Source organism: Alphaproteobacteria bacterium, assembly GCA_040216735.1.
Taxonomy (GTDB): domain Bacteria; phylum Pseudomonadota; class Alphaproteobacteria; order SHVP01; family SHVP01; genus CALJDF01.
In genome coordinates this window covers 757,799-776,921 of sequence record JAVJOO010000002.1, presented here as the reverse complement: position 1 = coordinate 776,921, position 19,123 = coordinate 757,799, and the positions used below count along the sequence as shown (strand labels likewise).

The following is a 19,123-nucleotide window of genomic DNA, read 5'->3' as shown; positions in this document are numbered from 1 at the left end:
GCCATGGCAATCGGCCGCGACGTCGTCCTTGCAGCGCGCCTAGCGCTGCGCGAAACCCGTAACGGCCTGCGGGGCTTCCGCGTTTTCCTAGCCTGTCTCGCCCTTGGGGTCTTCGCCATCGCCGCTGTGGGATCGCTGTCGGCAAGCATCGTCGACGGTTTAGAGCAGAACGCCCGTGCCATCCTCGGCGGCGATCTTGAGATCAGCCAGACCGCCCAGGATATTCCTCCCGAAGCCGTCCAGTGGTTGGCCGACAATACGGTCGCGGTGTCGCTGTCGCGCGAGATGCGCGCCATGGCGCGCGGCACGGGCGAGGCCGCACAGCGCACCATTGTCGAACTCAAGGCGATCTCGGGCCCTTATCCACTCTACGGCGCCATTACGTTGGTCGGCGGCGGCGATCTCGACAGCGCACTAGCTGCGCGCGACGGCGTCTTTGGCATCGTCGCCGAGCCGGAGTTGCTGAGCCGAATCGGAGTCGACCTCGGCGCGCGAATCGCCATCGGCGATGCTATCTACGAGTTGCGCGCCGTGATCGCCGACGAACCCGACCGTGTCGCCAATGCGTTCAGTTTGGGGCCGCGCGTCATGATGAACGACCCCGGATACGCGGCCGCCGGCTTGCAGCGCGAAGGTAGTCTGGTGCGCTTCAAACACCGGGTTAGCGTGGCACCGGGGACCGACTACCGCGCCTTCACCGAATCGCTCAACGCCGCCTTCCCTGACGCGCTATGGCGGGTGCGCAACGCGACCGATGCCCAACCGTCGATCCGCCGCTTTGTCGATCGCCTTGCAGTTTTCCTGACCCTGGCCGGTGTCACCGCCCTCACCGTGGGCGGGATCGGCGTTGGGATTGCGGTACAAGCGTATCTTGGCGGCAAGACCGCAACGATAGCCACGCTCAAATGTCTCGGCGCGCGCGGCAATTTGATTTTTCTGACGTACATGATCCAGGTCGGTCTGTTGTCGGCGCTGGGCATTGCGATCGGTCTGGCCCTCGGCGTGTTGTCGCCGTTCGTCGGACTGGCGCTTTTTGCTGACGCCCTGCCGGTGCCGACCGCGCCCGGGATCTATCCGGCGGCGCTCGGTCTCGCGGCGGGATTTGGCGTCCTGACCGCGCTGGCCTTTTCGGTTTGGCCGCTGGCTCAGGCCCGCGATATCGCGCCGGCGGCGCTGTTCCGCGACACCGTGAGCGCCGCGCGCCGCTGGCCCCGCGCCGGCTACGTCGCTTTGACCGGACTCGCCGCGATCGGACTCGGCGTGCTTGCGGTGTTCGGCACAGGCCAGCCGAATATCGCCCGTTGGATGGTTCTCGGCATCGCAATCGCGCTGGTTGGGTTTCGCCTCGCGGCGACCGGGATCGTCGCGCTGGTCCGGCGATTGCCCCGCGCCCGCACCGCAACATTGCGTCTTGCGCTGGCCAACATTGTGCGGCCCGGCGCACCGACCGCGAGTATTGTCGTGGCGCTGGGGGTCGGGCTGACCGTCCTGGTGACCACGGCGCTGGTCCAAGGCAACATCGCCCAACAGGTCGACAGCCGAATCCCGGCGGTCGCACCGTCGTTCTTTTTCATCGATATCCAATCGCAACAAGCCGATGCCTTCGAGGCGGCGGTCCGCGAGACGCCCGGTTTTGTCGACATGGAGCGCGTCCCCAACCTGCGCACCCGGTTGGTCCGGATCAACGGCACGTCCCTCGACGCTGCCGACCTCCCGGCTGAGATGGGGTGGGTCAAGCGGGCCGAGTTGGGTGCGACCTATGCGGCCGATCCGCCGCCCCGGGCGCAGATCGTCGACGGCGCTTGGTGGCCGCGCGATTACGCCGGGCCGCCGCGAGTTTCGGTGGAGAGCGACATCGTTCGCGGACTCGGGTTGAAGATCGGCGATACCTTGACGTTCAATATCCTGGGGCGCGACATCACTGCGGAGATCGCCTCGACCCGGGAGATCGACTGGTCGGACTTCGGCATCAACTACATCGTCATCTTTGCACCGGGCACCCTAGAAGCCGCGCCGCAAACCCACCTGGCGACGGCGGCGTTCGAACCGGCCCAAGAAGACGCCGCCTATGCGCGGGTCACAGCCGCCTTTCCCAACGTCTCCACGGTGCGGGTCCGCGACGTGATCGAGACCGCCTCGGCGTTGCTTGGCCGGATCGCCACCGCCGCCAACGGCACGGCCGCGATCACGATCGTTGCGGGCATTCTGGTCCTGGTCGGCGCCGTGGCCGCGGGTCATCGCCGCCGGGTCTACGATGCGGTTATCCTCAAGGTTCTGGGCGCGACCAGGCGCGACGTGCTGAAAGCCTATGTCGTGGAGTTCCTGATCCTGGGCGCCATCACCGCTACCGTCGCGACCCTATTGGGAACGTTGGCGGCATGGCTGGTCATCACCCAAGTCATGCAGGCGGACTGGCTGTTCCTGCCGGGCGCGACCGGCGGCACGGCGCTGGCAGGGATCGCCATCGTCACCGCCCTGGGATACGCCGGGACGTGGTTTGCCCTGTCGCAGCGCCCGGCGCCAGTGCTGCGGACCGAATAGCGCCGGGAATAATATTTTCGTTAGATGCTGGCTAAGAACGCCGGTTTGCCTTGAAAACACGCCTGCGCCTGCCATATTAAATGCGACCAATTCGCACAACCCACTCGAATCCGGGGAAACTTATGGCTGAATCCAACATTCGTCTCGGCGCGACTACGCAGACCGCCGCCATCGACGAGGGCCTGCGCGCCTACATGCTGCGGGTCTACAACTACATGGCCGTCGGCACGGCGGTTACGGGCATCACCGCCTGGATCGTGGCCAATACCGCTCTGCGGGACGTTTTCTACCGGGTCCAGGACGGAATCGCCGGCCCGACTTTGTTGGGGTGGGTCGCCGTCATTTCGCCGCTGATCTTCATTCTGGCCATGAGCTTTGGCATCAACCGGATGAAGTCCTCGACCCTCCAGCTCTTGTTCTGGGCGGTAACCGTGGTGTTCGGCGTATCGCTTTCCAACATCTTCATGACGTTTACCGGTGAAAGCGTCGCGCGCGTGTTCTTCATCACCGCCGGGTTGTTCGGGGCGATGAGTCTGTTCGGCTACACAACGAAGCGCGATCTGACCAAATTCGGCTCGTTCCTGTTCATGGGGCTGATCGGCATCATCATCGCCAGCGTCGTCAACATGTTCATCGGCAGCACGATGATGCAGTTCGTGATTTCGGTGATCGGCGTGCTGGTGTTTACCGGATTGACCGCCTACGACACCCAGCGGATCAAGAACACCTACGATGCCGTCAGTCAGAATGGCGAGTTGATGGCCAAGTCGACGATCATGGGTGCGCTCAACCTGTACCTCAACTTCCTCAATCTGTTCATCATGCTGATGCACTTACTGGGCAACCGCGAATAGCCGGCGACCCAGACACCGTTCGGAAAAGCCCGGCCATCGCGCCGGGCTTTCTTTTTGCCTAGTCGCCGCCAGTCCGCGGCAGTTTGCGTGCGACGCTGCGGAGCACAGGCGGTGTCACCGCGGTCGCGACGATCGAGGTGATGACCAACGCTGAAAACAGCGTCGCGACATGGGGGTCGTGCGCCCCTTGAACGAACAGGCCGGCCTGGAGCGCGATACTGGCGACGATGAAATCGACCGCGCCGCGACCTGACATGCCGAGGCCCACGGCCGCCGATTCGCTAACGCCTAACCCCGACAACCGCGCGGCACTGCCGGCCCCGATCAATTTGCCCAAGATCGCCGTCAGGATCAGGATCGCTAGAAAACCCGGCACACTCCAGAGCGCCGCGAGATCGAGACGTAGTCCGATCGACGCGAAGAAGACCGGGGCGAGCAAGCCTGCGGTGAAGACGCCGACGCCGTCCTTGATGTCGTGGTAAACCACATCGCCGACAAGCCGGGGCTCGAAGAACAATCCCGCGACAAAGGCCCCCATGATGAAGTGCATCCCCATTAATTCCGCAAAGACCGCGAAGGCAAAGGCAACGACCAATAGCGTCGTAAAGGCCGCGGCGCGCGATTGCGCGGCGCCCAGCACCCGGGTGACCCATGGGTAGAGGAACCGGCTAATCCCCACGGTCACGGCGAAGAAGATAGCGACCTTGGCCAATAGCCAGATCAACTCGGTCGCCGGCGGGAGATGGCCGGTCGAGATGACGCCTGTAAGAATGGCCAGAAGGACCAACCCAAAGATGTCGTCGTACACCGCGGCGGCGATGACGGTTCGCCCGACCCGGTGATGAATGAGGCCAAGGTCGGTCAACACCCGCGCGGCGACCGCAACCGCCGTGATCGAGAGTGCGACGCCGATAAAGAACGCCTGGGCTGGCCGCGCGGCAGTGTCGGGAAGGAAGGCGTAGCCCAGGACGACCCCGGCAACCAGCGGTACGGCCACGCCACCCAGGGCGACGAGGAACGAGGATTTCGACGCGCGCCGCATCTCTCCCGGCTGCATCTCCACACCGACCAACAGCAGGAGAAAGAAAATGCCGAATTCGGCGACGAGATGGACCGGGACGCTATCGACCAACTCGCCCAGGAAGGGGAAGTACGGGGCAAGGACCGGCGTGAGGAGCGCGATGAGGACGCCCGCGCCGACCTCGCCCAGGAGTTGCGCCTGACCGAAGCGCAGGCTTAGTTCGCCCAGGAGCCGGGCCACGATCAAAATCACGAAGAGGGGGAGAAAAAGTTCCATTGCTTGAACCCGACGGCAGGTGCCGAGCATGACCGATCGCGGCGGCGCTGCCGCTGCGTCAGATCAACGCGGCGGTTCAAACCAACCGCAGGCCGCGCGCTTTCTTCAAGACGCCTAACACCGTCGTCAGGTCCGGGCTCATCCGCAAGACCTGCCCGCCGGAGTCCAGGACGGCGAAGCGCGCCTTGCCCGAGCGGCGCTTGACGACGCGGAAGACCGGGACCCTAGAGCGCTTGCGGTAGATCGCGAACATCGCTTCGTCGCGGCCGTCGTTGAGCGCGTAGTCGCACCATTCGCCAGCAATGACGCGGCGGCTATAGACGGACAGGATTTGGTTGAGTTCGGTGCGATCGAAAAAGATCGGGAGAGGTAAACGTCCGCGGCTTTGGGTCGTGCCGCTTTGCTGGATCGGCAAAACCTCCGCCATCAGCGGTGGCCCTGGACGGTGAAAGATCTCGTCGGCAATTGGCGCATCGTCGCGGTGTCCCCCGGACTGTGGCCGACCCCAACTGGGGCCCTCCCTTGCGGCAATGATAGGCCCGTCGCGTCGACCGGGGCAACGCCAACGCTGCGATATCCGCGCATTGCGCGAAACACCGGAATCGGAGAAATCACAAAATCGCCTAGATTCAGCCCTTCAAGCGCCCCAATGCACCGCAATATTGCAAGGCGTCGGCCCTCCTGACCCGGTCGCAGATATCAGGCTAGCGTTCCCCCAGACCTGGTATCGGTTTCGCGGCCGGGTCAATTCTCCCCGGGGCCCCATCCCTACCTCTCCGTAAGAAGCGAGCGGCCCCAAAAACCGGGGCCGTTCGTGCGTCGGTGCCAGCTATTCCGCCGCCTGTTTGTCCGGTGCCGCATAGGCCTTTGCGCGTTCAATATAGAACTCGGGCGGATTGGCGATCTCGCGCACGATCGGCAGGTCTTTCATGGTTGCGATCCAGGCGCGGATACGTGTGCATTCCGCGGGGATCGCATAGTTGCGGTAGTGCTCGACATTGCAAAAGCGCTCGAAGAACGGGTAGTAGCTGAAATCAACAAGACTCGGGTCTGCGCCGAACCAATAGGGGCCCGGCCCTAGTTTGCGCATGCCCTCTTCCATGAACAAAAGGCAAGCATCGAGATCGTCGCGGAGCGCGCCCTGTGCCGCAGGATCGGTCTCACGAACGAGTTGGTAGGACGCGACGTTGAAGCGGGTGTTGCCATAGTCGATCCACACCCTTGCCATGGCGCGTCCATGCGGCGTCGCGGGCATCAGCGCCGGCGCAGGGAACACTTCGTCGAGGTATTCGTTGACGATGGCCGATTCGTAGACGATGCGCCCGTCGTGCCGGATCGACGGAACCTTGCCGTAGGGCGAAACGTCCTTGAACCAGGCCGGTTTGTTCTTCAGGTCGATTTCAGTCAGTGAGAAGTCGACGTTTTTGTGCATGAGGACGAGTCGGGTCCGGTGTGCGTAGGGACATACCTCGGCGCTGAAAATTTCAACGGTGGCCATATCGGTTCCTTTCGGTAACGCGTGGGCAGTCCTAGTATGTTCTTGGCTGCCGCAGCTTTCATGAAGGCTAACGCGGCAACCCCGGCGGTGGCGACTCGATTCTGAACCAAGGACCCCATGTCCCGAACCCTTTACGAACTCACTGGAAAAGACGACCGCCGGTTTAGCCCGTATTGCTGGCGCGTCCGCATGGCGTTGGCGCATAAGGGCCTTGCCGCGGACTACGTGGCGGTCAACTTCACCGACAAGGAGACCATTGCGTTTTCCGGCCAGGAAAAAGTGCCGGTCCTTACCGACGGCGCGGCAACGGTCAGCGATTCCTTCGCGATCGCCTGCTATCTCGACGACACCTATCCCGATCGCCCGGCACTATTCGGCAATACCATCGCCAGGGGCGAAGCCCGGGTGATCAATCACTGGACCAACACCGTGCTGCATGCCGCGATCCAGCCCCTCGTAATCGACGACATCTATCGACACCTCAACGCGGCCGACCAGCCCTATTTCATGGAAACCCGGGCCGGGAGGTTCGACCGCCCATTCGATCAAGTCCAGGCCAACCGCGACACCGAGGTCGTTTTGCTGCGCAACGCGCTCGCGCCGCTGCGGCTCACCCTCGCCGAACAGCCCTATCTTTGCGGCGATGCGCCGGCTTTCGCCGACTACATCGTCTTTGGCGCATTTCAATGGGCGCGCAGCATTAGCCCATTCAAGTTGTTCGAGGAGAGCGATCCTGTGCGCCGCTGGCGCGACCGGCTTTTGGTGGCGTTCGATCGCGCCGGTTACGCGACCAACGCTTACGACGCTTAGGCGGGCATCGAGCGCAAGCAGGTTTCGAGCTGTTCCTGCCACGCCGGTAGACCCACCCCGAAGGCATGCTGGGCGGAGCGGCTACTCAGCGCCGTATAGATCGGTCGGGGTGCCCGGAAGGGGTAGGAATTCGAGGCGATCGCCCGCAAAGCGGGTCGCCGCTCGGGCGTCATCTCGATATAGGGGCTGTCGACGGCTCGATCGAGAATCAACTCGGCGAAGCCGTACCAACTAACCGCACCCGACGCCGCAAGGTGATAAATGCCGCTTCGTTCGCGTATACCGGCTGGCGTGCGCGGCGCGTCGAGGTCCTTCAGAATGGCGTTCACCGCGATGGCGATTGCCCGTGACCACGTCGGACTACCGATCTGATCGGCAACCACATTGATGTCGTCGTGGGCCCCGGCCAAGGCAACGAGGTCCATCAGGAAGTTGCTCCCGCGCAACCCATAGACACGGCTGGTACGAAAGATGAGGTGTGGCGGGTCGGTGTATTGAATGGCGGATTCGCCGCGCAACATGCTGCGACCGTAAATATTCAGCGGATTGGGCGAATCGGTTTCGCGGTAGGGCGCCGGCGTCTCGCCGCGCCACCCGTCGAACACGAGATCGGTCGAAAAGTGAACGAGGCCGATGTTGCGTTCGAACGCCTCCTCCGCGAGCATGAGCGGAAGATGACCGTTCACGGTCATGGCGGCGGTTGCGTCGTTTTCCGCGCCGTCGACGTCGGTATAGGCGGCGGCGTTAACAATCAGAGACGGACGGGCGAGGCGCAAATAGGTGGTGACTTCTTCCGGGCGGGCAAGATTGACCTGGTCGCGGGGCGGGGCCAGAACCGGCCACCATGCAGCCAGTTGCAGACGCAACTCGCGGCCGATCTGGCCGGTACCGCCGAATAGTACAATGGGTCGTTCCACAAATGGCCCCGATCGGTTGGTTGGTCCGGGTGGCAACACGACACAAGATGCAAATCACACGCCGGTTTCGGGCCGTTTTCTTGGTTAACGGGTTAAAGGGTTAACGTCGATGATCGTCCGCCTCGCCCGACATGTGCTGCGTGCCACGTTCCTTGTGGCGGCGGCGGGTGCGGTAGCGATCGTCGCGATCGGTCTGTGGCTTACCACGTCGTTGCCGCAATGGGACGGCGAGATTGCAACAACGGTCGCGGCACCAGTCGAGATCGTACGCGACGCCGTAGGTGCAACCCGGATCGTCGCGGCGACGCAGGAGGACGCATACTTCGCACTGGGCTTTGCCCATGCGCAGGACCGCCTATGGCAAATGGACACCTACCGGCGCATCGGCGCCGGTCGGGTGGCGGAGGTTGTCGGCAAACCCGGTGTAGGGGTGGACCGCTTCATGCGCACGCTTGGTCTTTACCGCAGCGCGACGCGGCAATTCTCTGCGCTCCCTGAAGAGGTCCAGCGGGCGCTGGTCGCCTACAGCGCCGGGGTTAACGCCTATCTCGCCCAACACACCGGTCCGTGGCCGCCGGAGTTTACGGTCCTTGCCTATAGGCCAGATCCTTGGCAACCCGCGGACTCGCTTGTTCTTGGCAAACTGCTCGCGTTGATGTTGGGCGGCAATTGGTTCGAGGAGTTGCGCCGTAGCGCCCTACTGGACCGCCTGACGCCGGGCGAGGTCGAGTTTCTGATGCCGACCGGGCTCGCCGATGGCCCCACAACCCTTGCCGAGGCGTCGCCGCTCCCGGTCGCGGCGGCACAGCTTCTGGCGGGCGTCCCTGAGATCGTTCGACCGCGCCGGGCATCGAACGCTTGGGCCGTGGATGGACGCCACACCGAAAGCGGCAATCCGATTTTGGCGAGCGATCCCCACCTCGGCCTGACGGCACCGGGCATTTGGTATCTCGCGTCGATCGATGCACCGGGGTTATCGATGACCGGCGGCACCGTGCCCGGCATGCCGATTCATTTGCTTGGCCATAACGGGCGTATTGCCTGGGGTCTGACGACGACCTATGGCGACTTGACCGACCTGTTGGTTCTCGACACTACCGCCGACGCGACGCATTACCGCGACGGCGCAACCGAACGACTGTTCGATGTGCGCGACGAAATCATCCGGGTGCGCTTCGGCGCAGACCAGCGTTTGCAGGTGCGCGACACGCGCTATGGGCCGGTTATCTCCGATGTGGTCGAGCGTGCGGCCGGTGCAAGTGGACCGGAGGGCGTCGTCGTGCTCCAGGCCGTCGCGCTGGGTGATGCCGACCTGACACCCGCCGCGATGTACGCGGTCAACCGTGCGCGCGATTGGGAGAGCTTCCTTGCCGCGCTGCGCGGCTACGGTGCGCCGCAGCAAAATTTTCTCTATGCCGACACCTCGGGGGAGATCGGGTTCATCGCGCCAGCGCACATCCCGATCCGCGAATCCGGTCGCGGCTTGGCGCCGAGCCACCTCCCCGATGGAGCCTGGCGTCGGTTCATCCCGTTCGAGGACTTGCCGCAACAGCGGGGTAGCGGCGACGGCATCTTGCTCAATGCCAACAACCGGATCGTCGGGCCGGACTACCCGTATTTCATCAGCGCTGACTGGGAGCCGCCTTACCGCGCCATGCGTCTGGCCGACGTGTTGCGCAGCAACGTTGGGGCAACCCCAGCGGCACACGCCGCGCTGCAGGCCGACACGGTATCAACCATGGCGCAATCGCTGTTACCGGCGATGCGCACCGCAATCGAGGGAAGCGACCTCGGTCCAGCGGCCACAGCCGCGCTGGCTCTCCTTGCCACATGGGATTCCCGGATGGCAGAGGATGCCGTCGCGCCGACGATCTTTGCCGCTTGGTACGCAGAAACCGTGGATGCCATCTTTGGCGACGATCTTGGCGCCGAGGGCGGACGCGTCGACCCACGCCAGGTCTATGCCGTGCTGAGCGACGACCTCGCTAAGTGGTGTGACAACCGAGAGACGCCCGGCACCGAAACCTGTGCGGCGGTCGCGACGGCGGCGCTGGAAACGGCCACCGCGACGCTCGCCGCGCGCTACGGCGCGGCGATGTCGGATTGGCATTGGGGCGCGGCCCACCCCGCCCGCTTCGTCCATCCGGCGTTTAGTTTTCTCCCCGGCGTTCCTCGGTGGCTCGGAATCACGGTGCCCAGCAGCGGCGGCAACTACACCCTGATGCGCGGCGGGTACAACACGGCACAGGGCCGATTCACCAACGGTCATGGCGCGGGATATCGCGCGGTTTACGACCTAGACGATCTCGACCGTTCACTCTTCATGGTGGCGCCCGGTACGTCGGGAAATCCGTTTAGCCGTTTCTTCGCCGAGCGAACCGACGACTGGCGTGCCGGCACGACCTTCGCGCTACCGCCTTTAGCGACGGCACGGCACGGCGCCCGTGCGACATTGACACTGACGCCCGCGCCTTGACCCCCTAGACTTGCCGTCGATGACACCGACAAGGAGCGTTGCCGCATGAATCCGACAGTTACCGCGTTCTTCGATGAGGGCACGTTCACCGTCAGTTACGTCGTCGCCGACCCCGCCAGCCGAACGGCAGCGATTATCGATTCGGTCCTCGGCTTCGATCCAAAGTCGGGCCGGACCAACACCGAAAAGGCGGACGAACTGATTGGGTTTGTCCGCGGCGAAGGGTTGCAGGTCGCGTGGATTCTCGAAACCCATGTCCACGCCGATCATTTGACAGCCGCGCCCTATCTCAAGGCGGCGCTCGGCGGCACAACCGGCATCGGTAACCGCATCGGCGAGGTGCAGAAAACCTTCAAGGCGGTGTTCAACGTCGACGGCGATTTCCCAGTCGACGGCAGTCAGTTCGACCGTCTTTTTGGCGACAATGAGACATTAGAAATCGGCGGATTGAAGGTGCGGGTGATGCATACACCGGGGCACACGCCGGCCTGCGTGACCTACGTGATCGGCGATGCGGCCTTCGTCGGCGACACGCTGTTCATGCCCGACTATGGGACGGCGCGCGCCGACTTTCCCGGCGGCGACGCCCGTCTTCTCTACCGCTCGATTCGCAAGACTCTGTCGCTACCGGCTGAAACACGGCTCTTCATGTGCCACGACTACGCCCCCAACGGCCGGGACTACGCGTGGGAAACCACCGTCGCCGACCAGAAAGCCAGCAATATCCACATCAAGGACGGCGTCGCCGAGGAGGACTACGCGGCGATGCGCACGGCGCGCGACGCCAAGCTCGCGGTTCCTGTGCTTCTGCTTCCCGCCGTCCAGGTCAACATGCGTGCAGGCCACCTGCCGCCGCCCGAAGACAACGGCGTGTCCTACCTCAAGATACCGCTGAATACGTTCGGTTAAGCCACTTCCGCCTTGTATTGCGATTTGCGGCTGGCGACGAGGTCGGAGAAGGCGATCGTTTGCACCCGCGGATCTTCTTTGCGCAATTTGCCGGCATCCGGATCGGTCACGACATCGACGATCGCGGCACGGTCCGCCGCCAGCGCACGGTCCATTGCGGGACCGAGTTCCTTGGGATTGGTGACCCGTTCGGCATGGCAGCCAAAGGCTTTGCCGATGAGGTCGTAGTGGACATCGCCGAAGAGCGTATTGACCTGCCGTTCCATGACCTGGAGTTGGCCGTGTTTCTCGGTTCCCCACGCACCGTCGTTGGAAATGAACGTCGTGATTTTGAGGCCGCCCAGAACCGCGCCGTTGTATTCACTGGGGTAGAAGCCAAAGGCACCGTCGCCGGTGACATGAAAGACCGGGCGCGCTTCCGAGCCCGTTTCCTTTGCCATTTCCCGCGCGCCCGCGGCAGCCCCAAGCGCCAAAGGCGTACCGATCCCCATCGACCCCAGCGGATAGTGATCGATGAAGCCGCGCTCGGATTTGATGCGCAGGATGGCGTGCATCCAGTTCTGCACATCCGCGCCGTCGCCGACGTAAATCGCATTGGCCGGCATCCGCTTCATGAGTTCGCGCGCGAGGCGGTAAGGGTGGATTGCCCCATCGTCGCCGAGCCCGACGGTCTCCATGAAGGTCAAACGATCCTGCAGGGCTTCGGTAAGCCACTTCGGCGCCGGCTTGGATTTTGTCTTGCGCGCTTTTAGTTCGGCCACGATGGCCGCGATGGTTTGCGCCGCGTCGGCCACGATCGGTACCTCGACCGCGCGGTTGCGTCCGATTTCCTCGCCAGCGACGTCGATCTGGACGAACTTTGCCGTGGAACTGAAACGGGGGGCCATGCCGTAGCCCATGCGCTGGGTCATGCGCGCCCCGACCCACAGAACCAAGTCGGCGTCTTTGGCCGCAACCTGGGCGAGGGGCCAGGACCAACCGAGCTTGTCGTCCTCGGGGACCAGTCCGCGGCCCCCGGCGTTGCCCAGAACCGGGATGTTCCACATCGACGATAGCTCGCGCAACGCCGGGCCGGCGCCAGCCCACATCGCGCCAGAGCCGGCGACAACCATCGGGCGCTTGGCCTTGGCAATTAGGTCGGCCGCCGCCATCACTGCATCGGCGGCGGGACCGGGACGAATCGCCCGGGTCACCGGCGCGTCGAGCTCCTCCACGTTCTGGACGGTTTGCGCAAGAAACTCCTGAGGAACCTGGAGAACGACCGGCCCGGGACGACCGGTGGTCGCCTGGCGGTAGGCGGTTTCGACATATTCGCGCAAGCGTTCGGCGGAATGCACCGTGCGGGCCCATTTGGTGATAGGCCGCACGAGGGCAAGCGCATCGTGATCGACTTCGGACTGCGGTTGAATCCAGTTTGTCGGCAAACGCGCGACGATGACGATGACCGGGGAGCAGGCTTCGTGCGCGGTCAAGATGCCCGATACCGCGTTCGGTACCCCTTGATCCGAAATAATCAGCGCGACCCCGGGCTTGCCGGTAATACGCGCGTAGCCGTCGGCGGCCGCGACGGTCGCGGTCTCGTGCCGGTTGGACACGATCGCGAAGTCGTCACGGTCGAGCGCGTCCAGCAAATAGGTATGCGAGGCGCCGGCCAGGGAGAAAACCGAGTTGATCCCCATGCCCTTCAGCGTCCGGCTGATGACCATGCCGCCGGTGATCTCGTTGCGTCCGTGGTCTTCCTTTTTCCAGAAGGTGTCGGTCGTCGATGTCTCTTTGGTTTTTTTCGGTTGCCGCGCCACGTTTGTTCTCCCCCGGCCTCAGCCGATCACCTCGCCCTCGATCAGGGCGATGGTTTCAATTTCAATTTGCAGTTCTGGCAGTCCCAGGGCGCCGACCTCGACAATGGTGTCGGCGGGCCACGGTTGCTTGAAGTATTTTCCCCGCGCTTCGATAATTTTGGGGAAGTTCGACATGTCGGTCAGATAGATCGTGACCTTGACGATCTTGTCCATCGACGATCCCGCTGCCTCGAGGACGCGCTTGATATTGGCGAAGACCTGCTCGACCTGGCGGTCGAAGTCGCCGACCCCGACCAGCGCGCCGTTCTCGTCGATCGAGGCTTGGCCCGACAGAAAGATGAAGTTGCCGGCGCGGTAGCCCAGCGCGATCCTGAACGCATCGAACGGATCCGGCGTCGTCTTGATCCGATAGGCGTTTGGATCGCCTGCCACCGGCATTTTGCCCTTTTCCATGGTGCCCTCCCCTGACTCCGGTGCGAACCCTAACCCAGCGGCACCGGGCGGCCCATATGGTCCGCACCGCCCGCACACTGTGCGGCCAATTCCTAGTAGGGATCCGCGCCGAGGTAGGCCGAACCAGAGTAATGCGCGTAGGCGGGCGGCAGGATGGGATCGTAGGGTGGATCGAACGGGCGTGGCCGCTCGACCTGCGACCAGTCGGTCGAAAACGGTCCTTCGCGGGAGCGAAACAGGCCGAGGTATCCGGTCAGCGACGCGCCGGGGCCGTGGGCGATGCCGGGCGGCCGCCAGAAGTAGGCGCCGCGGCGCATCATCCCTTGGGGCCATCCGAGCGTTCCGTCGAGCAAGAAAAACTCCTCGACGCACGGGTGGCTTTCGAGTTTGCCGGTTTGCGGCAGATCCTCGCGGCGGTCGCTGCCCTTGGTCAGCAACCAAGTGCGCTCGCCGCTGGCGGCATCGTTGCGCAGGAATTTGATGCCGATCCCCGAGCCCGTGAGGTTGTGGTCGAAATCCCCGTTCCACGCCATGCTGTCGGTGTCGACCATGACGACCCGCGCGGCATCGAACCTGCCTGCACCGGGGACCCGGCGGGGCGGACCGTTGAAAAAGGTAACGACAGCGGCCCCCTGGGGGGCGGCCATGCGGCGGCGGGGAAACCCCGCCGGAAGAAACCCGTAGGCATGGCGATCGAAGATACGGTCGTCGATGTGCAATGCGCCTTCGAGGACGAAGAATTCCTCATCCCCGGCAACATGGTGTGCCTCGTCCAGTGCCCAACCGTCCGGATAGCGGAGGATGGCGGTGCCGGCCGCCGTATCGGGGTCGTGACTGAGAACTTTGATCGCAGCGCCGGGACGGCTCGATCCCGAATCCAGGGGGATCCAGGGCAGGACCTGCGATTGGATGAACTCGATATGGGCGCGGGCCATCGCCGCTCAATAGGCCGCCGTGCCCCGGTATTCCTGCGCGGCGTGGTCCTTGAGGGCGGGCGGCAGGGTCGGCGCGTAGGGCGCATCCCAGACGATGGTTTCGGTGTGGTCGGTCCAATCGGTGGAGAACGGTCCTTCCTTACACCGAAAGAAACACGTGCACCCGGCAAGCGAGCCGATCGGGCCGTGCTGAATCCCCCCTGGCCGCCAAAAGTAGGCGCCGCGGCGCAAAACGCCCTGGGGCATTGAAATTTCGCCGTCGAGCAGAAACAGCTCCTCGACATGCGGGTGGGTTTCGAGCGGCGCGGCCGTGATCTTGGCCGGATCGCTCGGCCCCATGTGGAGCAACCAGGTGCGCTCGCCGCTCGCCGCATCCAAACGCAGCATCCGCTTTTGCAAGCCCGCGCCGACGACCTTCGGATCGACCCCGTCGCCCCACGTCGCCCGGTCGCCCGCGGCGATCCGCTCGACAAGTTTGGTGCGATCGAAAGGTTTTTCGCCGTCGAAGATATTCTTGTGCGGTCCTTCGAAAAACGTCAGTACCGCAGCACCGTTGGATGCAGTCATGTTCGCGCGCGGATAACCGTCGGGAAGATAGGCGTAGGTGCCCGGACCGTAGACCGCGCTGCCGATTCGAATCTCTCCCTCTAAGACGAAGAACTCTTCGTCGTTGTCGAGATAGTGCGGTCGGGCAATCTCGAAACCGGCCGGGTATTTGAGGATGACGCTGACCGCCCCAGAAGTGGCATCCTTGGAGAGAACCTTGCACGCCACCCCGGGTCGCGCGGCGGTGTCCGGCAGCGTGATCCAAGGCAACACTTGGGTTTGAACGAATTCCAGATGATCGCGGGCCATGGTGCCTCCCCTTTTCCCGCAGTATTGCGCGCGGCGGTCGGTTTGCGCAAACGGCGACGGAACGACGGGGACAAAGCCGTGTAATGTAGAGGACTTGACCCAGAGAGCCCGTGACAAGGAGTGGGATGAACCGAATGTACCGTCCGATCGGTTTAGGGATGGTTGCCGCCCTGATGGTGTCGAGCGCCGCCGTGGCGCAGGAGCGTCACGACGATCACGACGACTTTCGTGCGGCGCGCTTCGTCGAGCTGCTGGACACCGACGGCGACGGCACCGTCAGCTTGGCGGAGATTTTGGCCGAGCATCGCCGTCTGTTCGCGGCCGCCGACCTCGATGGTAACGGGACGCTGTCGGTGGAGGAATTCCGCCGTCGCGGTCGCCTGTTCCAGAGTCTGGGCACGGCTACCCTGTTCGACATGATGGATACCGACGGGGACCGGTCGTTGTCCGCCGACGAAATCGACCAACCGTCGCGCCGTTGGTTCTCGCGCTACGACGTCGACGGCGACGGGGCGATGGCAGCACCCGAACTGTCGCGGGGGGGTCAGGCCGGTGGCGCCGACCGTCGCCGCTAACGCGGCCCTTTCGATGGTAGCGGGCGAGCAGGCGCCCGAACGCCGGAACGACGACAGCGTCGACCAAAGCGACGACGTTTTGGTCGAACGGATCGCCGACGGCGACCGTCAGGCATGGCGTGAAATCACCCGCCGTCACCTCGGGCCCCTGGTCGGCTACGCCTGGCACATGTTGCGCGACCGCGCTGAGGCCGAGGACGTCGCGCAGGAAACTATGGTTCGGCTGATGCGCAAGGCCGAAACCTGGGAGCCGGGCGGCGCCAAAGTGAAGACATGGCTGTTCCGGGTGGCGATCAACCAATGCATCGATCGCCAGCGGGCCCGACGTACGACGTCGTTGGAACTCGTCGCCGAGCAGGCGGACGAGCTGATCGGCGGCGCGCGCATGGCGCGGGATCACGCGCTGCGCCGCGCAGTCGGCGGTGCCATTGCAGGATTGCCCGAACGCCAGCGCCAGGCCTTGGCGTTGGTCCACTACCAGGGATTTTCACAGCAAGAGGCCGCCGACACGCTGGAAATTTCAGTCGAGGCCGTGGAATCCCTGTTGGCGCGTGCGCGGCGTACGTTGAAAACGCAGTTGCAGGATCTAGCGGACGATTTGCTGGAGGAATGGTGATGGATAACAAAGAACGACCCCTGGGCCTTGCGGACTTTGAGGCGTTACTGGACCGCTGCGGGCCCGACCCTGTGCGCTGGCCGGTGGAGCTCCGCGCCGCCGCTCAAACCCTTGTGGCACAGTCGACGGAGGCCGCAGCGGCGTTGCACACGGCAGAGAAACTTGCACGCCTGCTCGATCTCGTTGCGGCGCCTGCGCCGAGCGCTGCGCTCGAAGCGCGCCTCGCAAAACTGCCCGGCAAAGAGGACGTTCACTGGATATGGATGATCGTCGCGCGCCCGGCTTGGCGACCGGCGTTGCTGGCGGCGGCGATGTTGGGTGGGGTCTATCTCGGAGCGGCGACTTTGCCGACCGTCGCGGTCTATGGCGATTCCGGGTTCGACTTCGCCAGCGTGGCCGGGGGCGGTGAAACGCTGGGAATCGTCGAAGGGTTGGAGGAGTAGGTATGGCGATCGGGCGACGGCGCTGGTTTGGCATCCTTCTAACGGTCTCATTGGCAGTCAACCTATTCGCGGTCGGCATCCTGATCGGCGTCGTCGCGACCGGCGGCGGCCACTTTGTCCGCCGCGGGTTCGATCCGGCGGGGGCGGGCTTTCAAGCAAGTCCGGCATTCATGGCGCTCGCCCCTGAATCGCGGCAACACGCGATCGAGAAGTTTGGCGAGGTCGAGGCGGATCTGCGGGCCGAGACCGTCGCCCTGCGGCGGGCGCAACGCACCGTCGTCCGGGCGCTGTCGGCCGATCCCTACGACGCGGACGCGGCAGACGCGGCGCTACGCGATCTGCGCCAGCGCAGCGACGCTGTCCAAGCGATCCTGCATGGCTATCTGACTAGGCTCGGCGACGATCTGAGCGCCGAGGAGCGCCGCCGCTTAGGCCGCGCCATCTTCCGCGCGCCGACCTATCGCATGCCCCTCGCGGGCGATACCTATCGTGTGCCGCGGAGCGTTGGGTGAAGATGTTGGCGCGGCTGGGACGCCGCGGGCTGATCGCTCTCGCTGTTGTCGCGATCATCGCGGGCACGGTGGCGGCCTATGCGCTGCGCGGCGGCAATGGCGACGCCGTCGTCTACCGATTCGGAGCGATCGACCGCGGCGATGTCGTCTCCACGATCTCGACCTCGGGCACATTGAGCGCCGTTGTCACTGTCGATGTCGGCACCCAGGTCTCCGGTCAGGTCGCCGAACTCCACGCCGACTTCAACACCGAAGTTACAGAAGGCCAACTGATCGCGCGCATCGACCCCCAGACATTCCAAGCACGCTTGCGACAAGCCGAGGCCGATCTGGCGATTTCCAAGGCAAACGTGTCGATGCAGATCGCGGCACTGGCCCGCGCCGAAGCCGATCTTGCCAGCGCCCAAGCCAACCTCGAGAACCGCCACGCGACCGCCGACGAGGCCCAGCGCGAATTAGAACGTAAAGACGATCTCCTGCGCCGCGGCGTCGCCTCCAACCGCGATGTCACTCAGGCCCGGGCGCTTGCCGAGAGTGCCGCGGCGCAAACCCGCGCAGCCGACGCAGCGTTGCGCTCCTCAGATGCCCAAATCAAGGTTGCCCAGGCGCAGATCGAGAACGCCCGCGCGCAGGTCCAACAACGCGAAGCCAGCGTCGAGCAGGCGTTGATCGATTTGGAGCGGACCTACATTCGCGCACCGGTCAACGGCGTAGTGATCGACCGGCAGGTCAACCTAGGGCAAACCGTTGCCGCGAGCCTTAATGCGCCGGTTTTATTCACGATCGCGCAGGATCTGCGGCGCATGCAGGTCGAGGCCAATATCGACGAAGCGGACATCGGGCAGATCGAAGCGGGACAAGCGGTTGACTTCACCGTCGACGCCCACGCCGAGCGCACTTTTCGTGGCAGCATCCAGCAGGTTCGCCAAGCGCCGCAGGTCGTGCAGAACGTCGTCACCTACACGGTCATCGTGTCGGCCGACAATGCCCAACAACTGCTCCTGCCGGGGATGACCGCCAACGTGAACGTCGTACTCGACCAACGCCGCGATGTGCTGCGGGTACCCAACGCGGCCCTTCGTTTTCGCCCGCAAGGCGGCGGTGCCGACACGGACGGCCCGTCGGCCAGGCCAGGCGCGGCGGCAGGCGGTGGCGGCGCACCGGGTGGTGCCGGGGGAAATCCGGCCGAGCAGTTTGCCCGCCTCGTCGAAGTATTGTCGCTCAACCAGCAACAACAGGAACAGGCGCAGCAGTTCGGCCAGGCGTTGCGCCAGCAGTTGCAAAACGTGCGCAGCCAAAGCGGCGGCCAAGAGGAGATGGCGCAAGCCGTCCGTGAGGGCCGCCAGAGGTTCAATGAACAGCTGCTCGGGATCCTGGATGATGCCCAGCGCGCCCGATACGCCGAATTGGCGGCGCAACGCCGCGCCGCTGGCGCAAATGCGGTGCGCGACGGGCGCATTTGGATCCTTGGCGCGGACGGCGCGCCAAAACCCGTTGCGGTGCGCTACGGCATCACCAATGGCAGCGTGACCGAAATCGTCGCGGGCGAGATCGCGGCGGGGGATCGCGTCATCGTTGGCGCCGTCGCCCCCACTGAGCGGGCCGGGCTATCGGGCATTCGGTTCTAGGTCCA

18 protein-coding genes are annotated in these 19,123 nt (G+C 64.3%); 10 read left to right on the top strand and 8 right to left on the bottom strand.

The window, feature by feature from the left end:
* Nucleotides 1–3 precede the first annotated feature (3 nt).
* Both RID42_05000 and RID42_04995 read left to right on the top strand, forming a co-directional pair.
* On the top strand, nucleotides 4–2,541 hold the full coding sequence (locus RID42_05000; GenBank protein ID MEQ8247020.1) for an FtsX-like permease family protein: 2,538 nt from the start codon (nucleotides 4–6) through the stop codon (nucleotides 2,539–2,541).
* Between the two features lie 122 nt (nucleotides 2,542–2,663).
* Complete coding sequence (locus RID42_04995) at nucleotides 2,664–3,395, top strand: Bax inhibitor-1/YccA family protein (GenBank protein ID MEQ8247019.1); 732 nt, start codon at nucleotides 2,664–2,666, stop codon at nucleotides 3,393–3,395.
* Between the two features lie 58 nt (nucleotides 3,396–3,453).
* Here the strand turns inward: RID42_04995 and RID42_04990 are convergent, their stop codons facing one another.
* The 3 genes from RID42_04990 to RID42_04980 all read right to left on the bottom strand — a co-directional run bounded on the left by RID42_04990 (nucleotide 3,454) and on the right by RID42_04980 (nucleotide 6,190).
* On the bottom strand, nucleotides 3,454–4,692 hold the full coding sequence (locus RID42_04990; protein ID MEQ8247018.1) for a cation:proton antiporter: 1,239 nt from the start codon (nucleotides 4,690–4,692) through the stop codon (nucleotides 3,454–3,456).
* A gap of 76 nt (nucleotides 4,693–4,768) precedes the next feature.
* Nucleotides 4,769–5,119: a DUF2794 domain-containing protein gene (locus tag RID42_04985; GenBank protein MEQ8247017.1), complete on the bottom strand. Its 351-nt coding sequence runs from the start codon at nucleotides 5,117–5,119 to the stop codon at nucleotides 4,769–4,771.
* Between the two features lie 402 nt (nucleotides 5,120–5,521).
* The gene (locus RID42_04980; GenBank protein MEQ8247016.1) at nucleotides 5,522–6,190 is read right to left on the bottom strand and encodes a glutathione S-transferase family protein; all 669 of its coding nucleotides are present in this window, start codon (nucleotides 6,188–6,190) and stop codon (nucleotides 5,522–5,524) included.
* A gap of 117 nt (nucleotides 6,191–6,307) precedes the next feature.
* Between RID42_04980 and RID42_04975 the strand changes: the two genes are divergently transcribed.
* The gene (locus tag RID42_04975; GenBank protein ID MEQ8247015.1) at nucleotides 6,308–7,000 is read left to right on the top strand and encodes a glutathione S-transferase N-terminal domain-containing protein; all 693 of its coding nucleotides are present in this window, start codon (nucleotides 6,308–6,310) and stop codon (nucleotides 6,998–7,000) included.
* Here RID42_04975 and rfbD read toward each other — a convergent pair.
* Entirely contained in the window at nucleotides 6,997–7,917 is a 921-nt protein-coding gene (gene rfbD / locus RID42_04970) for a dTDP-4-dehydrorhamnose reductase (protein MEQ8247014.1), read from the bottom strand. The two genes, RID42_04975 and rfbD, sit on opposite strands and share 4 nt — an antisense overlap.
* Nucleotides 7,918–8,026: 109 nt before the next feature.
* Between rfbD and RID42_04965 the strand changes: the two genes are divergently transcribed.
* Complete coding sequence (locus RID42_04965) at nucleotides 8,027–10,393, top strand: penicillin acylase family protein (protein MEQ8247013.1); 2,367 nt, start codon at nucleotides 8,027–8,029, stop codon at nucleotides 10,391–10,393.
* Nucleotides 10,394–10,438: 45 nt separating this feature from the next.
* Nucleotides 10,439–11,302, top strand: coding sequence for an MBL fold metallo-hydrolase (locus RID42_04960; protein ID MEQ8247012.1), 864 nt, complete (start codon nucleotides 10,439–10,441; stop codon nucleotides 11,300–11,302).
* Here the strand turns inward: RID42_04960 and RID42_04955 are convergent.
* The 4 genes from RID42_04955 to RID42_04940 form a co-directional block, all read right to left on the bottom strand.
* Nucleotides 11,299–13,101: a thiamine pyrophosphate-binding protein gene (locus RID42_04955; GenBank protein ID MEQ8247011.1), complete on the bottom strand. Its 1,803-nt coding sequence runs from the start codon at nucleotides 13,099–13,101 to the stop codon at nucleotides 11,299–11,301. The genes RID42_04960 and RID42_04955 overlap by 4 nt on opposite strands.
* Nucleotides 13,102–13,119: 18 nt before the next feature.
* Entirely contained in the window at nucleotides 13,120–13,554 is a 435-nt protein-coding gene (locus tag RID42_04950) for a RidA family protein (GenBank protein ID MEQ8247010.1), read from the bottom strand.
* A 92-nt stretch (nucleotides 13,555–13,646) separates the two neighbouring features.
* Complete coding sequence (locus RID42_04945; GenBank protein MEQ8247009.1) at nucleotides 13,647–14,489, bottom strand: cupin domain-containing protein; 843 nt, start codon at nucleotides 14,487–14,489, stop codon at nucleotides 13,647–13,649.
* Between the two features lie 6 nt (nucleotides 14,490–14,495).
* Entirely contained in the window at nucleotides 14,496–15,344 is an 849-nt protein-coding gene (locus RID42_04940; GenBank protein ID MEQ8247008.1) for a cupin domain-containing protein, read from the bottom strand.
* A gap of 134 nt (nucleotides 15,345–15,478) precedes the next feature.
* Here RID42_04940 and RID42_04935 point away from each other — a divergent pair, with 134 nt between their 5' ends.
* The 5 genes from RID42_04935 to RID42_04915 are packed head-to-tail and all read left to right on the top strand — an operon-like array spanning nucleotide 15,479 to nucleotide 19,118.
* Nucleotides 15,479–15,919, top strand: coding sequence for an EF-hand domain-containing protein (locus tag RID42_04935; protein MEQ8247007.1), 441 nt, complete (start codon nucleotides 15,479–15,481; stop codon nucleotides 15,917–15,919).
* Nucleotides 15,897–16,535: a sigma-70 family RNA polymerase sigma factor gene (locus RID42_04930; protein ID MEQ8247006.1), complete on the top strand. Its 639-nt coding sequence runs from the start codon at nucleotides 15,897–15,899 to the stop codon at nucleotides 16,533–16,535. The genes RID42_04935 and RID42_04930 overlap by 23 nt, the downstream gene beginning before the upstream one ends.
* Complete coding sequence (locus RID42_04925) at nucleotides 16,535–16,978, top strand: hypothetical protein (GenBank protein MEQ8247005.1); 444 nt, start codon at nucleotides 16,535–16,537, stop codon at nucleotides 16,976–16,978. Before RID42_04930 ends, RID42_04925 begins: the two co-directional genes overlap by 1 nt.
* Before the next feature lie 2 nt (nucleotides 16,979–16,980).
* Complete coding sequence (locus RID42_04920; GenBank protein ID MEQ8247004.1) at nucleotides 16,981–17,490, top strand: periplasmic heavy metal sensor; 510 nt, start codon at nucleotides 16,981–16,983, stop codon at nucleotides 17,488–17,490.
* A 2-nt stretch (nucleotides 17,491–17,492) separates the two neighbouring features.
* Nucleotides 17,493–19,118 (top strand): efflux RND transporter periplasmic adaptor subunit, encoded by a 1,626-nt coding sequence (locus tag RID42_04915; protein MEQ8247003.1) that lies wholly within the window; start codon nucleotides 17,493–17,495, stop codon nucleotides 19,116–19,118.
* The last annotated feature ends 5 nt before the right edge of the window (nucleotides 19,119–19,123 follow it).

Excerpts from the sequence above, each read along its gene's own strand:
- RID42_04990 (MEQ8247018.1), bottom strand. The coding sequence starts at position 4,692 with ATGGAACTTTTTCTCCCCCTCTTCGTGATTTTGATCGTGGCCCGGCTC.
- RID42_04965 (MEQ8247013.1), top strand. The coding sequence starts at position 8,027 with ATGATCGTCCGCCTCGCCCGACATGTGCTGCGTGCCACGTTCCTTGTG.
- RID42_04925 (MEQ8247005.1), top strand. The coding sequence starts at position 16,535 with ATGGATAACAAAGAACGACCCCTGGGCCTTGCGGACTTTGAGGCGTTA.
- RID42_04985 (MEQ8247017.1), bottom strand. The coding sequence starts at position 5,119 with ATGGCGGAGGTTTTGCCGATCCAGCAAAGCGGCACGACCCAAAGCCGC.
- RID42_05000 (MEQ8247020.1), top strand. The coding sequence starts at position 4 with ATGGCAATCGGCCGCGACGTCGTCCTTGCAGCGCGCCTAGCGCTGCGC.
- RID42_04945 (MEQ8247009.1), bottom strand. The coding sequence starts at position 14,489 with ATGGCCCGCGCCCATATCGAGTTCATCCAATCGCAGGTCCTGCCCTGG.
- RID42_04995 (MEQ8247019.1), top strand. The coding sequence starts at position 2,664 with ATGGCTGAATCCAACATTCGTCTCGGCGCGACTACGCAGACCGCCGCC.
- RID42_04920 (MEQ8247004.1), top strand. The coding sequence starts at position 16,981 with ATGGCGATCGGGCGACGGCGCTGGTTTGGCATCCTTCTAACGGTCTCA.
- RID42_04950 (MEQ8247010.1), bottom strand. The coding sequence starts at position 13,554 with ATGGAAAAGGGCAAAATGCCGGTGGCAGGCGATCCAAACGCCTATCGG.
- RID42_04980 (MEQ8247016.1), bottom strand. The coding sequence starts at position 6,190 with ATGGCCACCGTTGAAATTTTCAGCGCCGAGGTATGTCCCTACGCACAC.
- RID42_04915 (MEQ8247003.1), top strand. The coding sequence starts at position 17,493 with ATGTTGGCGCGGCTGGGACGCCGCGGGCTGATCGCTCTCGCTGTTGTC.
- RID42_04960 (MEQ8247012.1), top strand. The coding sequence starts at position 10,439 with ATGAATCCGACAGTTACCGCGTTCTTCGATGAGGGCACGTTCACCGTC.
- RID42_04940 (MEQ8247008.1), bottom strand. The coding sequence starts at position 15,344 with ATGGCCCGCGATCATCTGGAATTCGTTCAAACCCAAGTGTTGCCTTGG.
- RID42_04935 (MEQ8247007.1), top strand. The coding sequence starts at position 15,479 with ATGTACCGTCCGATCGGTTTAGGGATGGTTGCCGCCCTGATGGTGTCG.
- RID42_04975 (MEQ8247015.1), top strand. The coding sequence starts at position 6,308 with ATGTCCCGAACCCTTTACGAACTCACTGGAAAAGACGACCGCCGGTTT.